Below are 14,036 nucleotides of genomic sequence, written 5' to 3' on the forward strand. Positions count from 1 at the left end.
CGGGGCCGGCCTTGGCTCGGACCCTCGAGGGGTCGAGGCTCAACGTCAGGCGTTGATGCAGGTGTTGCCGAAGGTGGGGTTCAGCAGCCCGATGATGGTGACGGTGTTGCCGCACACGTTCACGGGGACGTGGACCGGAACCTGGACGACGTTGCCCGAGAGGACACCGGGGGAACCGATGGCCGCACCCTGGGCACCCGCGTCGGCAACGGCCATGCCCGCACCCGCGAGAACGAGACCGCCGGTGGCAGCCGCAGCAGCGACGACCTTCTTGATCATTATTCCTCCTTGTTGGCAAAAGCGGTCCCAGCCTCGGACCGCACCACCTGTAACGAGGGGGAATCGAGGGGGCAACGAGACACCTCGGCCATTCACTCTTTCCGGTAATCGGTGCACGCGCGGTCGATTCGGGCGGGCCTCAGCACGCGTCGATGAAGCGGTCCAGGACGCGGACGCCGAACTTCAGCCCGTCCACCGGGACGCGCTCGTCGACGCCGTGGAACATGCCGGCGAAGTCCAGCTCCGGCGGCAGCTGGAGCGGCGCGAAGCCGAAGCAGCGGATGCCGAGGTCGTCGAAGGACTTGGCGTCGGTGCCGCCGGAGAGCATGTACGGCACGGCCCGGGCGATCGGGTCCTCCGCGCGCAGGGCCAGCTGCATGGCGTCGACCAGGGCGCCGTCGAAGCTGGTCTCCAGGGCCTTGTCGCCGTGCACGTCCTCGCGCCTGACGCGCGGGCCGAGGATGCGGTCGAGGTCGGCCAGGAACTCCTCCTCGTAACCGGGCAGGAACCGGCCGTCGACGTGCGCGGTGGCCTGGCCGGGGATGACGTTCACCTTGTAGCCGGCGCCGAGCATGGTCGGGGCGGCGGAGTTGCGCAGGGTGGCGCCGACCATCTTGGCGATGCCGCCGAGCTTGGCGAGGGTGGCGTCCATGTCCTCGGGGTCGAGCGGGGTGCCGAGGGCGTCCGAGAGCTCGTCCAGGAAGGACCGCACGGTCTTGGTGACGCGCACCGGCCACTGGTGACGGCCGAGCCGGCCGACGGCCTCGCAGAGCTCGGTGATGGCGTTGTCGTCGTTGGTCATGGAGCCGTGCCCGGCGGTGCCCTCGACGGTCAGCCGCATCCAGTGCATGCCCTTCTGGGCGGTCTCGACCAGGTAGAGCCGCAGGTTCTCGTTCACGGTGAAGGAGAAGCCGCCGACCTCGCCGATCGCCTCCGTCACGCCGTCGAAGAGGTCACGGTGCCTGTCGACCAGGTAACGGGCGCCGTAGGTGCCGCCGGCCTCCTCGTCGGCGAGGAAGGCGAGGACGATGTCACGCGGCGGCTTGCGGCCGCTGCGCAGCCGGTCGCGGACGACCGCCAGGGTCATCGCGTCCATGTCCTTCATGTCGACGGCGCCGCGGCCCCACACGCAGCCGTCGGCGACTTCGCCGGAGAAGGGGTGGTGGGTCCAGTCCTCGGCGTTGGCCGGGACGACGTCGGTGTGGCCGTGGATGAGCAGGGCGGGCCGCGAGGGGTCCTCGCCCTCGATCCGGGCGACGGTGGAGGCCCGTCCCTTGTGCGACTCGATGATCTTCGGCTCGAGTCCGACCTCCGCGAGCTTCTCCGCGACGTACTCTGCCGCCGCCCGCTCGCCCGGACCGGAGTGGTCGCCGTAGTTGCTGGTGTCGATGCGGATGAGGTCCCGGCACAGGTCGACGACCTCGTCCTCGCCGGTGACGCCACGGCCGGTGTTCGACTCGCTCACGCTGCTTCCTCCCACTACGTGCCCCACGTGCTTGCTGTGTGATCACCCCATCCTCCCGCGCTCCCCCGCCCCCGCCCAAGGGCGGCTCCCGGCCGACACACTCCTGACACGGTGGATGCGCCCGAGGCGGCCGGGGCCAGGGTGGTGATCGGCCCCTCCAGATGTTTGCTATGGTTTTCCTCGTCGGAAGGGCCCAGCGGCCGGAAGACGAAACACCTGTCCGGGTGGCGGAATGGCAGACGCGCTAGCTTGAGGTGCTAGTGCCCTTTATCGGGCGTGGGGGTTCAAGTCCCCCCTCGGACACCAGCGAAAGACCCCACATCACGTGGGGTCTTTTCTTCTTTACGGCTTTACGGCTCTACGGCGGCAGGACGGGCGTGCGACGCAGAACGAAGGCACCGACGGCGCCGCTTCCGCAGCGGGACGGGATCGATCCGGTGCGCGTGCGGCTGCCCGAGGAGCTGGAGCCGGGCACGGCGACCGTGCGGGACTACCTGGTCGGGCGGTACGGCGGGGCCGTCGGCACGGACCGGGTCGAGGAGATGGTGCGGACGGGCCGGTTCGTCGGGGCGGACGGGACGGCCGTCGGCTGGGACGAGCCGTACGCCGGCGGACGATACCTCTGGTTCCACCGGGACTTTCCGGCCGAGCAGCGGGTGCCCTTCGAGATCGAGGTGCTGTACCGGGACGAGCGGATCGTGGTGGCGGACAAGCCGCACTTCCTGGCGACGATGCCGCGCGGGCGGCACGTGACGGAGACGGCGGTCGCTCGCCTGCGGCGGGACCTGGGGCTGCCGACGCTGCAGCCGGCCCACCGGCTGGACCGGCTGACGGCCGGGCTCGTGCTCTTCGTCGTACGGCCGGAGGACCGCGGGGCCTACCAGACGCTGTTCCGGGACCGGCTCGTGCACAAGGCGTACGAGGCGGTGGCACCGTACGACCCGCGGCGGGAGCTTCCGGTGACGGTGCGCAGCCGTATCGAGAAGGAGCGCGGGGTGATGGCCGCCCGGGAGGTTCCGGGCGATCCGAACGCGGAGAGCCGGATCGAGCTGCTCGCCCACGGCGGCGGTTTCGCCCGGTACCGGCTGGTGCCGGTGACCGGGCGGACCCATCAGCTGCGGGTGCACATGAACGCGCTCAGGCTCCCGATCCTCCACGACCCGGTCTATCCGGTGGTCCGCGAGGACGGGCCGGAGGACTTCGCGCGGCCGTTGCAGCTGGTCGCGCGGTCGCTGGTGTTCACCGACCCGTTCACGGGCGAGCGGAGGACGTTCACGAGCCGGCGCCCGCTCAGTGGCCTCGGCTGATCCACTCCTGAAGGTGCGGGGCCTCGGCGCCGATCGTGGTGGTGGCGCCGTGGCCGGTGCGGACCACCGTCTCCGGCGGGAGGGTGAGGAGCTTCTCGCGGATCGAGTCGATGATCGTCGGGAAGTCGGAGTAGGACCGGCCGGTCGCTCCGGGGCCGCCCTGGAAGAGGGTGTCGCCGGTGAAGACGGTGCCCAGGTCGGGGGCGTGGAGGCAGACGGCGCCGGGCGCGTGGCCGGGGGTGTGGAGGACCCGGAGGTCCGTGCCGGCGATGGTGAGGACCCGGCCGTCGGCGAGGTCGCCGTCCGGGGTGTGGTCAGGGTGGGTGAGCTTCCACAGCGGCTGGTCGGCGGGGTGCAGCAGGATCCGGGCGCCGGTGGCGGCGGCGAGGGCCGGGGCCGCGTCGATGTGGTCGTCGTGGGCGTGGGTGCAGACGATGGCGCGCAGGGTGCGGCCGTCGAGCGCGGCGAGGATCGCGTCGGCGTCGTGGGCGGCGTCGATCACGATCGCCTCGGTGTCGTCGCCGACGATCCAGACGTTGTTGTCGACCTCCCAGGTGCCGCCGTCGAGGCTGAAGGTGCCGGAGGTGACCAGGTGGTCGATGCGGGCGGCCATCAGAGGACCACCACCGAGCGCAGCACGTCGCCTTCGTGCATGCGGGCGAAGGCCTTCTCGACGTCTCCGAGTCCGATGGTCTCGGTGACGAAGGCGCCGAGGTCGATGCGGCCCTGCTGGTGCAGGTCGATGAGCATCGGGAAGTCGCGGGAGGGCAGGCAGTCGCCGTACCAGGAGGACTTGAGCGCGCCGCCGCGGCCGAAGACGTCGAGGAGCGGGAGTTCGAGCTTCATCTCGGGGGTCGGGACGCCGACGAGGACGACGGTGCCGGCCAGGTCGCGGGCGTAGAAGGCCTGCCGGTAGGTCTCGGGGCGGCCGACGGCCTCGATGACGACGTCGGCGCCGAAGCCGCCGGTGAGCTCGCGGACGGCCTCGACGGGGTCGGTGGTGCGGGAGTTGACGGTGTGGGTGGCGCCCATCTCCGTGGCCTTGGACAGCTTCCGGTCGTCGATGTCGACGGCGATGATCTTCGCGGCTCCGGCGAGCCGGGAGCCGACGATCGCGGCGTCGCCGACGCCGCCGCAGCCGATGACGGCGACGCTGTCGCCGCGGCCGACGCCGCCGGTGTTGATCGCGGCGCCGATGCCGGCCATGACGCCGCAGCCGAGGAGTCCGGCGACCTCGGGCGCGACGGCCGGGTCGACCTTGGTGCACTGGCCCGCGGCGACGAGGGTCTTCTCGGCGAAGGCGCCGATGCCGAGGGCCGGGGAGAGCTCCGTGCCGTCGAGAAGGGTCATCCTCTGCTTCGCGTTGTGGGTGTCGAAGCAGTACCAGGGGCGGCCGCGCAGACAGGCGCGGCACTGGCCGCAGACCGCGCGCCAGTTGAGGACGACGAAGTCGCCCGGCGCGACGTCGGTGACGCCGTCGCCGACCGACTCGACGACGCCCGCGGCCTCGTGGCCGAGCAGGAAGGGGAACTCGTCGTTGATTCCGCCCTGCTTGTAGTGGAGGTCGGTGTGGCAGACCCCGCAGGCCTGGATCTGCACGACGGCCTCGCCGGGGCCGGGGTCCGGGATCACGATCGTCTCGACCCGTACGGGCTCGTTCCTGCCGGGGGCCACGACCCCCTGGACCTGCTGCGGCATCGCGAACTTCCCTTCTCCGACACTGTAAGGATCTTGCGTACCACTATCTCCTGACAAAACGCGAGACCCCCGCGGATCGTGCCTGCGGGGGTCTCGCTCTTCCCGTGGGGGGAGGCCGGCCGGGGGTCGCCCGGGTCAGTCCTGGCGCTCGGCCTGGGTCGCGCGGACCCGGCCGCGGACCAGGAACCAGCCGCCGACCAGCGCGGCCGCGATCAGCGGCAGGCAGTTGACGGTGGTGCGGCCCACTCCGCCGTCCATCCACATCAGGACCAGGACGGCGGCGAGGAAGCCCAGCGTGACGATCTGGGTGTACGGGGCCCAGGGCAGCTGGTAGCTCGGGCGGGCGAGCTTGCCCTCCTTGGCGCGGCGGACGAAGAGCAGCGAGCAGACCATGATCATCGCCCAGGTGCCGATGATGCCGATCGAGGCGAAGTTCAGGACCAGCTCGAAGGCCTCCTCGGGCATCCGGGCGTTGAGGATGACGCCGGCGACGCCGAAGCCCGCGGTGAGCAGGATGCCGCCGTAGGGCACGCCGCCCTTGTTCATCACGCCGGTGAACTTGGGCGCGGAGCCCGCCAGCGACATCGAGCGCAGGATGCGGCCGGTGGAGTAGAGGCCCGAGTTGAGGCTGGAGAGGGCGGCGGTGAGCACGACCAGGTTCATCACGCCGGCGGCGCCGGGGATGCCGAGCTTGTCGAAGACGGTGACGAAGGGGCTCTGGTCGCCGGAGTACGCGGTGTACGGGAGGATCAGCGCGAGCAGCACGACGGAGCCGACGTAGAAGAGGCCCACGCGCCACATGATCGAGTTGATCGCCTTCGGCATGATCTTCTCGGGGTTCTCGGTCTCGCCGGCGGCGACGCCGCACAGCTCGACGGAGGCGTAGGCGAAGACGACGCCCTGGATCAGCAGCAGCATCGGCATCATGCCGTTGGGGAAGATGCCGCCGTTGTCGGTGATGTTGGCGAGGCCCGGCGTGTGGCCGCCGACGTCGTGCGAGGTGACGACGAGGAAGATGCCGACCACCATGAAGGCGACCAGGGCGGCGACCTTGATGATCGCGAACCAGAACTCCATCTCGCCGAAGTACTTCACGGAGATGAGGTTGGCGGCGAGGACGACCGCGAGGGCGATCAGCGCGAGGATCCACTGCGGGATGTCGCTGAACATCGACCAGAAGTGCGCGTAGGTGGCCGCGGCGGTGATGTCGGCGACGGCGGTGGTCGACCAGTTGAGGAAGTAGAGCCAGCCGGCCGTGTAGGCGCCCTTCTCGCCCATGAACTCACGGGCGTACGAGACGAAGGCGCCGGAGGAGGGGCGGTAGAGCACGAGCTCACCGAGGGCCCGGACCACGAAGAAGGCGAAGACGCCGCACACCGCGTACGCGATGAAGAGGGAGGGACCGGCGTTGGCCATGCGGCCGCCGGCGCCGAGGAACAGGCCGGTGCCGATGGCGCCGCCGATGGCGATCATGTTGATGTGCCGGGACTTGAGGTCCTTGCGGTATCCGGCGTCACCGGCGTCGACGTGGGGGGTCGTCGACGAGGGCGCGGCTCCGGAGGCCGCCGGAGTGGCGGACAGCGGGTCGGCCGCAGTGATGCGGTCACTCATGGAGTTGTTCGCCTTCGTGAGGGGGAGGGTCTGTGCGGTACCCGGCCGTGCCCTTGTGAGGCTTCCCGGCACGGCCAGCGCACATCCTCACGGCAACACCCGGTTGCTGACTGTGGCGGATGTCACTGAACGCCCTTATTTGAGCTAGTTCAGAGGTTACTTGCGGGTGTACGGCGTGTTACAGCACGTGCGGTACACGGGCTACGGCGCGAGGACGTCCAGCTCCTTGAGGGCTCCCACCGCGATCTCGCGGGTCAGCCGCTCGGCCCGGGCCGCGTCCTTCTCCCGTACGGCTTCGGCGACCTGGACGTGCAGGGTGACGGCGGCCGGGTCGGGGTCCTCGAACATCACCTGGTGGCGGGTGCGGCCGGTGAGCACCTCGGCGACCACGTCGCCGAGCCGGGCGAACATCTCGTTGCCGGAGGCGTTGAGGACGACCCGGTGGAAGGCGACGTCGTGGACGAGGTACGCCTCCAGCTGTCGCCCGCGCGAGGTGGCGACCATGCCGAGGGCCTGCTCGGTGAGCTCGCGGCACTGCTCGGGCGTGGCGTTCAGGGCGGCGAGGCCGGCCGCGACCGGCTCGACGGCGGAGCGCAGCACGGTGAGCGAGCGCAGCTGGCGGGGCCGGTCGGCGCCGGCCAGACGCCAGCGGATGACCTGCGGGTCGTACACGTTCCAGCGCTCGGTGGGGAGCACGATCACGCCGACCCGGCGGCGGGACTCGACGAGGTGCATGGACTCGAGGACGCGGACGACCTCGCGCACCACGGTGCGGGAGACCTCGAAGCGCTCGGCCAGCTCGTCGGTGCGCAGCACGCTGCCGGGCGGGTACTCCCCCGCGGTGATCGCGAGGCCCAGGGAGGTCAGGACGTGCGGATGGAGCCCCTGGCCCGGTGTCGTCATGGTGGCCAGCCTATGCGTGATCACACGAATGATCACGTCGGGAAGAAAAAGTACGACTTATTTGTCACAGGGTCTTGAATACGTCGTACCCAATGGGTTTCATGAGCGCGACGGATCGATGTCGAAGAAGACAGCGAGGCACCACCCATGAGCACCACCCCCCGGCCCTCCGCCGACGGCCGTCCGCCGGTCGTCGTCGTGATGGGCGTCGCCGGCACCGGCAAGACCACGATCGGTCCGCTGGTGGCCGAGGCGCTGGGCCTTCCGTACGCGGAGGGCGACGACTTCCACCCGGCGGCCAACGTGGCCAAGATGTCGGCCGGCATCCCGCTGGACGACAACGACCGCGGGCCCTGGCTCGACGCCATCGGGGAGTGGGCGCACGGGCGGGCGGGGCTCGGCGGCGTGGTGAGCAGCTCGGCGCTGAAGCGCGGCTACCGGGACCGGCTGCGCGCGGCCGCGCCCGGCGTCGTCTTCCTGCATCTGACCGGCGACCGGGAGCTGATCGAGCGGCGCATGGCCGCCCGCAAGGGCCACTTCATGCCCACGGCGCTCCTCGACTCCCAGTTCGCCACCCTCCAGCCCCTGGAGAAGGACGAGGCCGGCGTCGCCGTCGACGTCTCGGGCACGCCCGAGGAGATCACCGCCCGGGCCGTGGCCGCGCTGCGCAGGCTCACGGCCTGAGCCCCGGCTCTCCCCCGTTCCCTCCCCAGCTCTACCCCGTCCCCGCTCTCCCTCGTCTTCCCCGCTCTCCCCCGTTCTCTTGCCGCCCCCCTTCCCCTGCCCCCTCACCCCAAGGGACCCACCGTGACCAGTCTCAGCGTCGAGACCCTGGCAGCGGACGCCGCCGAACCGATCACCTCGGCGGGCAACGCCCAGCTCGGGATCGCCGTACTCGCCGGCATCGCCGTCATCGTCCTGCTCATCACCAGGTTCAAGCTGCACGCCTTCCTCGCCCTGACCATCGGGTCGCTGGCGCTCGGCGCGTTCGCGGGCGCCCCGCTCGCGGACACCATCAAGTCCTTCACCACCGGGCTCGGCAGCACCGTGGCCGGTGTCGGCGTGCTCATCGCGCTCGGCGCGATCCTCGGCAAGCTGCTCGCCGACTCGGGCGGCGCGGACCAGATCGTCGACACGATCCTGGCGAAGGCGTCCGGGCGGGCCATGCCCTGGGCGATGGTGCTCATCGCGTCCGTGATCGGCCTGCCGCTCTTCTTCGAGGTCGGCATCGTGCTGCTGATCCCGGTGGTGCTGCTGGTCGCCAAGCGCGGCAACTACTCGCTGATGCGGATCGGCGTCCCCGCCCTCGCCGGTCTGTCCGTGATGCACGGCCTCATCCCGCCGCACCCCGGCCCGCTCGTCGCGATCGACGCGGTCGGCGCCAACCTGGGCGTCACCCTCGCCCTCGGCCTGGTCGTCGCCATCCCGACCGTGATCATCGCCGGTCCGGTGTTCTCGCGGTTCGCCGCCCGCTGGGTGGACATCCCGGCCCCCGAGAAGATGATCCCGGTCCGCCCCTCCGAGGACCTGGAGAAGCGCCCCGGCTTCGGCGCCACCGTCGCCACCGTGCTGCTGCCGGTCGTCCTGATGCTGGTGAAGGCCCTCGTCGACATCGTCGTGGACGACCCCGACAACGGCCTGCAGAAGGTCACCGACGTCATCGGATCGCCGCTGATCGCACTGCTCGCCGCCGTCATAGTCGGCATGTTCACCCTGGGCCGCGCGGCCGGCTTCTCCAAGGAGCGCCTGTCCTCCACCGTCGAGAAGTCGCTCGCCCCGATCGCGGGCATCCTGCTGATCGTCGGCGCGGGCGGCGGCTTCAAGCAGACCCTGATCGACATCGGCGTCGGCCAGATGATCCTGGACTTCTCGAAGGACTGGTCCATCCCGGCCCTGCTGCTCGCCTGGCTGATCGCGGTCGCGATCCGGCTCGCCACCGGCTCGGCGACCGTGGCGACGATCTCGGCGGCGGGCCTGGTGGCCCCGCTCGCGGAGGGCATGTCGACCGGTGAGGTCTCGCTCCTGGTCCTGGCGATCGGCGCCGGCTCGCTCTTCTTCAGCCACGTCAACGACGCCGGTTTCTGGCTGGTGAAGGAGTACTTCGGGATGAACGTCGGCCAGACGATCAAGACCTGGTCGGTGATGGAGACGATCATCTCGGTGGTCGGCATCGTGTTCGTGCTGCTGCTGTCGTTGGTGATGTAGCCGCTGATCCGGCCGGTGAGGTGGCCGGTGATGTGGCCGGTGATGTGGCCGGTGATGTGGCCGGTGACGTAGTCCCGGTCCGGAAGCACGAGGCCCCGGAGCGCTCCCGCGCGCTCCGGGGTCTCCCGCGTTCCCGTCGGCCTGCCGGCCCGCCCGGTCGGCCGGCCGGCCGCTCAGCCGACCGGGCGCTCAGCCGACCGCGTCCGCCGCCGCTCGTCCCGCCGCGCGTCCCGAGAAGAGGCAGCCGCCGAGGAAGGTGCCTTCGAGGGAGCGGTAGCCGTGGACGCCGCCGCCGCCGAAGCCGGCCGCCTCGCCCGCCGCGTACACGCCGGGCAGCGGGTCGCCGGAGGCGGTGAGGACGCGGGAGGAGAGGTCGGTCCGGAGGCCGCCGAGGGACTTGCGGGTGAGGATGCCGAGGCGTACGGCGATCAGCGGGCCGGCCTTCGGATCGAGGATGCGGTGCGGGGCGGCCGTACGGATCAGCTTGTCGCCGAGGTAGCGGCGGGCCCCGCGGATCGCCGTGACCTGGAGGTCCTTGGTGAAGGGGTTGGCGATCTCGCGGTCGCGGGCGGTGATCTCGCGGCGCAGCGCCGTCTCGTCGATCAGGTCCTCTCCGGTGATCCGGTTCATGCCGCGGACCAGGGCCCCGAGGTCGCGTTCGACGACGAAGTCGACGCCCTTGTCCATGAAGGCCCTGACCGGCCCCGGCACGTCGGCGCGGGCGCGGACGAGGACGTCGCGGACCGACCTGCCGGTGAGGTCCGGGTTCTGCTCGGAGCCGGAGAGCGCGAACTCCTTGCCGATGATCTTCTGGTCGAGCACGAACCAGGTGTGGTCGTACCCGGTCCGCATGATGTGTTCGAGGGTCCCGAGGGTGTCGAAGCCGGGGAAGAGCGGTACGGGCAGCCGCCTGCCGGTGGCGTCGAGCCAGAGGGACGACGGGCCCGGCAGGATGCGGATGCCGTGGCGGGCCCAGATCGGGTTCCAGTTCTCGATGCCCTCGGTGTAGTGCCACATCCGGTCGCGGTTGACGTGGTGGGCGCCGGCGTCCTCGGCGATGCCGAGCATCAGTCCGTCGACATGGGCGGGCACGCCGGAGAGCATGCGGTCGGGCGGGGTGCCGAGGCGTTCCGGCCACTGCTTCCGTACGAGGTCGTGGTTGCCGCCGATGCCGCCGGAGGTGACGATCACCGCCTGGGCGCGGAAGGAGAACGTGTCCGTGACCTCGCGGCTGCTGGCCGTGCCGCGCGGGACGCCGGAGGGGGCCAGGACCTCGCCCGTCACGGTGTCCACGGCCCCGGCGGTGGAGCCGAGACCGGTCACGCGGTGGCGGAAGCGGAAACGGACCAGGCCGCGGGCGACGCCCTCGCGCACCCGCCGCTCGAACGGCTCGACGAGTCCGGGGCCGGTGCCCCAGGTGATGTGGAAGCGCGGTACGGAGTTGCCGTGGCCGTTGGCGTCGTAGCCGCCGCGCTCGGCCCAGCCGACCACCGGGAAGAAGCGCACGCCCAGGCCGTGCAGCCAGGAACGCTTCTCGCCGGCGGCGAAGTCGACGTACGCCTCCGCCCAGCGCCGCGCCCAGTCGTCCTCCGGGCGGTCGAAACCGGCCGTGCCGAGCCAGTCCTGGAGGGCCAGGTCGCGGCTGTCGCGGATGCGCATCCGGCGCTGCTCGGGCGAGTCGACGAGGAAGAGCCCGCCGAAGGACCAGTGGGCCTGACCGCCCAGGGACTGCTCGGGCTCCTGGTCGAGCAGGATGACGGACCGGCCCGCGTCGACCAGTTCGGCGGTGGCGACGAGACCGGCGAGACCGGCCCCGATGACGATCACGTCGGCGTCGTACGACTCATGAGATGGCATGGACCGCATCTTGGATACACCGATGTATCCAGTCAACGGTTCCGGCCCTCCGCGAGCCCTCCCGTTTTCTAATGTCGAGCATTAATATGAGGGCATGGCAAGGACGTCAGGGCCCGAGACCCGGGAGAAGCTGATCCGCGCGGCCGAGGAGGTCTTCGCCGCGCAGGGCGTCGACGGCGCCCAGCTGCGGGACGTCGTGGCGCTCGCCGGCCAGGGCAACCCTTCCGCCGTGCAGTACCACTTCGGCTCCCGTGCCGGGCTGCTCGACGCCGTCATGGCCGGCCGCCAGCTCCGCACCGAGCAGGTGCTCGCCCCGCTCCTCGACGCCGCCGCCGACGACACCCACGCCCTGGTCGCGGCGCTCGTCACGGCGGAGGCGAGCGAGCTGCGCACCGACCGCGGCCGGCGGTGCCTGCGCATCTCCGCGCAGCTGAGCCACGAGAGCGGCGTCCGCACCCGCACGCCGCACCCCACGCTGGCCGGCACCTGCTACTGGCGGCTCATCGAGCGGATCGAGGCCCGGCTCGCCGCCGACGGGCTGCCCGAGCCGCTGCGCCTGGAGCGGCTGGACCTGGCGCTGACCGTCGTGGGCGCCGCCATGGCGGACCGGGCCCGGCAGTACCTGGACGGCGCCGAGCCGCTGACCGACGAGCCGCTCTTCCTCGCCGACCTGGTCGAGACGACCACCGCGCTCCTCCGGGCCGCACGGCCCCGGAACCTCTGACCGCCCCGACGCACAGCCGGGACCACCCCGAAGGGACCCTCCTCCCCATGACCGACCCCGCCATGACCGACTCCGCCATGACCGACTCCGCCACGAACGCCCCCGCCGCGAACGACTCCGGCACGAACCACCCCGCCATGAACGACCTCACCGGCAAGACCGTGCTCATCACCGGCGGCGCCCGCGGCCTGGGCGCCGAGGCCGCCCGGCATGCCGTGGCCGCCGGCGCCTCGGTCGTGATCACCGACGTGCTCGACGAGGAGGGCAGGGCCACCGCCGCCGAGCTGGGCGAGCGGGCGCGCTTCCGCCACCACGACGTGACCTCGGAGGAGGAGTGGGCGGCGGCCGTCGCGTACGCCGTCGAGGAGTTCGGCGGGCTGCACGGCCTGGTGAACAACGCCGGCATACCCACGGGCGCGTTCCTGGAGACCGAGTCGGTCGAGCACTTCCGCAGGGTCCTCGACATCAACCTGACCGGCGTGTTCATCGGCATGAAGGCCGCTATTCCGGCCATGAAGGAGGCGGGCGGCGGCTCCATCGTCAACATCTCGTCCGCCGCCGGCCTGATGGGCCTCGCGCTGACCGCCGGCTACGGCGCCTCCAAGTGGGGCGTGCGCGGTCTGACGAAGATCGGCGCGGTGGAGCTCGGCACCTCCCGGATCCGCGTGAACTCGGTCCACCCGGGCATGACATACACCCCGATGACGGCCTCCGTCGGCATCGAGAAGGGCGAGGGCAGGTACCCCAACACCCCCATGGGCCGGGTCGGCGAGGCGCACGAGATCGCGGGCGCCGTGGTCTTCCTGCTCTCGGACGCCGCCTCGTACGTCACGGGCGCGGAGCTGGCGGTGGACGGCGGCTGGACGACCGGCCCGACGGTGAAGTACGTCATGGGGCAGTGACGACGGCGGCCCGCCCGGTGATTTCATGGGCGCATGAGCGCCTCTGACGAAGTACTCGACGTCGTCGACGAGAACGACCAGGTGGTGGGGCGGGCCCCGCGCGGCGAGGTGTACGCGCGGGGCCTGATCCACCGCTGCGCCTTCATCCAGGTACGGGACGCCGAGGGGCGGATCTTCGTGCACCGCAGGACGCCGACGAAGCTGGTCTTCCCGTCCCTGTACGACATGTTCGTCGGCGGGGTGGTGGGCGCGGGCGAGTCCTACGACGACGCGGCGCTGCGCGAGGCCGAGGAGGAGCTGGGCGTGTCCGGGCTGCCCCGGCCCCGGCCCGTCCTGAAGTTCCTGTACGACTCCGGGGGCGTCGCCGGCAAGTGGTGGTCGGCCGTGTACGAGGTCCGGTGCGAGCTGCCGGTGAACCCGCAGGCCGAGGAGGTGGCCTGGCACGCGTTCCTGCCGGAGGACGAGCTGGCGGCGCGGCTCGCGGAGTGGGAGTGGGTGCCGGACGGGCTCGCCGCGTACGAGCGGCTGCTCGCGCACCGGGGCGGTTAGGGTGCCCGCGTGAGCGACTTCGTACAGAGCCTGCGGCTGTGGTTCGCGCCGCGGCGCCTGCGGGAGGAGGGCGAGACCCCCGACTACCGCTTCTCCCTGGCCAACGAGCGGACCTTCCTGGCCTGGATCCGTACCGCGCTCGCTCTGATCGGCGGCGGTTTCGCCGTGGACCAGTTCCTGCCCGACCTGCGCTGGGGCGTCCGCGTGGGGCTCGCCCTCGCGCTGCTCGCGGCCGGTGTGCTGTGCGCGCTGCGCGCCGTGAACCACTGGGTGCGCTGCGAGCGGGCCATGCGGCGCGGCGAGGACCTGCCCGTGTCCCGCTTCCCGACGGTCCTGAGCCTGGCGGTGGCGGTGGTCGCGCTGGCGATGGTGGTGGTCGTCGTCTTCGGCTGGGCCGGGCGGTGACCGCGGCCGGGGGCGGGGAACAGGGGGGGGGACGGGGACCCAGGGGGGCGGAGGAGGGGAACCAGGCTGGCTGGGGGGGCCCCCACCCCTCCTCCAAAGGGGTTGGTGTGGTCTTCGGGAAAACAGAGAAC

At 71.4% G+C, this 14,036-nt stretch carries 14 protein-coding genes and 1 tRNA gene; 8 read left to right on the top strand and 7 right to left on the bottom strand.

Translation table 11 applies throughout. The annotated features are described in order from the left end of the window. Positions 1-45: 45 nt before the first annotated feature. Together chpH and ACFWJO_RS11100 are read right to left on the bottom strand one after the other, a co-directional pair. Positions 46-279 carry a chaplin ChpH gene (gene chpH, locus ACFWJO_RS11095; protein WP_345489987.1) on the bottom strand — a complete coding sequence of 78 codons (234 nt, stop codon included), beginning with the start codon at positions 277-279 and terminating at the stop codon, positions 46-48. Between the two features lie 139 nt (positions 280-418). After that, a complete protein-coding gene (locus ACFWJO_RS11100; RefSeq protein WP_386864416.1) occupies positions 419-1,744 on the bottom strand; it encodes a M20/M25/M40 family metallo-hydrolase in 1,326 nt (441 codons plus the stop codon). Between the two features lie 218 nt (positions 1,745-1,962). On the opposite strand from ACFWJO_RS11100, the gene ACFWJO_RS11105 reads away from it, so the two are divergent. Together ACFWJO_RS11105 and ACFWJO_RS11110 are read left to right on the top strand one after the other, a co-directional pair. Continuing rightward, a tRNA-Leu gene (locus ACFWJO_RS11105) sits at positions 1,963-2,050 on the top strand. Between the two features lie 71 nt (positions 2,051-2,121). Continuing rightward, entirely contained in the window at positions 2,122-3,051 is a 930-nt protein-coding gene (locus ACFWJO_RS11110; RefSeq protein WP_386864417.1) for an RluA family pseudouridine synthase, read from the top strand. Here the strand turns inward: ACFWJO_RS11110 and ACFWJO_RS11115 are convergent. The 4 genes from ACFWJO_RS11115 to ACFWJO_RS11130 all read right to left on the bottom strand — a co-directional run bounded on the left by ACFWJO_RS11115 (position 3,035) and on the right by ACFWJO_RS11130 (position 7,263). After that, entirely contained in the window at positions 3,035-3,664 is a 630-nt protein-coding gene (locus ACFWJO_RS11115; RefSeq protein WP_386864418.1) for an MBL fold metallo-hydrolase, read from the bottom strand. The genes ACFWJO_RS11110 and ACFWJO_RS11115 overlap by 17 nt on opposite strands. Further along, entirely contained in the window at positions 3,664-4,749 is a 1,086-nt protein-coding gene (locus tag ACFWJO_RS11120) for an S-(hydroxymethyl)mycothiol dehydrogenase (RefSeq protein WP_386864419.1), read from the bottom strand. Before ACFWJO_RS11120 ends, ACFWJO_RS11115 begins: the two co-directional genes overlap by 1 nt. Positions 4,750-4,884: 135 nt before the next feature. After that, entirely contained in the window at positions 4,885-6,360 is a 1,476-nt protein-coding gene (locus ACFWJO_RS11125; RefSeq protein ID WP_386864420.1) for an amino acid permease, read from the bottom strand. Positions 6,361-6,561: 201 nt separating this feature from the next. Beyond that, complete coding sequence (locus ACFWJO_RS11130; RefSeq protein ID WP_386864421.1) at positions 6,562-7,263, bottom strand: FadR/GntR family transcriptional regulator; 702 nt, start codon at positions 7,261-7,263, stop codon at positions 6,562-6,564. 147 nt (positions 7,264-7,410) lie between these two features. Between ACFWJO_RS11130 and ACFWJO_RS11135 the strand changes: the two genes are divergently transcribed. Together ACFWJO_RS11135 and ACFWJO_RS11140 are read left to right on the top strand one after the other, a co-directional pair. After that, entirely contained in the window at positions 7,411-7,947 is a 537-nt protein-coding gene (locus ACFWJO_RS11135; protein WP_386864422.1) for a gluconokinase, read from the top strand. A gap of 123 nt (positions 7,948-8,070) precedes the next feature. Continuing rightward, on the top strand, positions 8,071-9,468 hold the full coding sequence (locus tag ACFWJO_RS11140; protein ID WP_386864423.1) for a gluconate:H+ symporter: 1,398 nt from the start codon (positions 8,071-8,073) through the stop codon (positions 9,466-9,468). Positions 9,469-9,657: 189 nt separating this feature from the next. On the opposite strand, the gene ACFWJO_RS11145 is transcribed toward ACFWJO_RS11140, so the two are convergent. Then, positions 9,658-11,325, bottom strand: coding sequence for an FAD-binding dehydrogenase (locus ACFWJO_RS11145; RefSeq protein ID WP_386864424.1), 1,668 nt, complete (start codon positions 11,323-11,325; stop codon positions 9,658-9,660). A gap of 94 nt (positions 11,326-11,419) precedes the next feature. Here ACFWJO_RS11145 and ACFWJO_RS11150 point away from each other — a divergent pair, with 94 nt between their 5' ends. The 4 genes from ACFWJO_RS11150 (at position 11,420) to ACFWJO_RS11165 (ending at position 13,905) form a co-directional block, all read left to right on the top strand. After that, complete coding sequence (locus ACFWJO_RS11150) at positions 11,420-12,049, top strand: TetR/AcrR family transcriptional regulator (RefSeq protein ID WP_386864425.1); 630 nt, start codon at positions 11,420-11,422, stop codon at positions 12,047-12,049. 137 nt (positions 12,050-12,186) lie between these two features. Beyond that, entirely contained in the window at positions 12,187-12,951 is a 765-nt protein-coding gene (locus tag ACFWJO_RS11155) for a glucose 1-dehydrogenase (protein ID WP_386864519.1), read from the top strand. A 33-nt stretch (positions 12,952-12,984) separates the two neighbouring features. After that, complete coding sequence (locus tag ACFWJO_RS11160; protein WP_386864426.1) at positions 12,985-13,500, top strand: NUDIX hydrolase; 516 nt, start codon at positions 12,985-12,987, stop codon at positions 13,498-13,500. A 9-nt stretch (positions 13,501-13,509) separates the two neighbouring features. Beyond that, positions 13,510-13,905, top strand: coding sequence for a YidH family protein (locus tag ACFWJO_RS11165; RefSeq protein WP_384416195.1), 396 nt, complete (start codon positions 13,510-13,512; stop codon positions 13,903-13,905). Positions 13,906-14,036 lie beyond the last annotated feature (131 nt).

This window comes from Streptomyces sp. NPDC127092, from assembly GCF_042722475.1.
GTDB lineage: Bacteria > Actinomycetota > Actinomycetes > Streptomycetales > Streptomycetaceae > Streptomyces.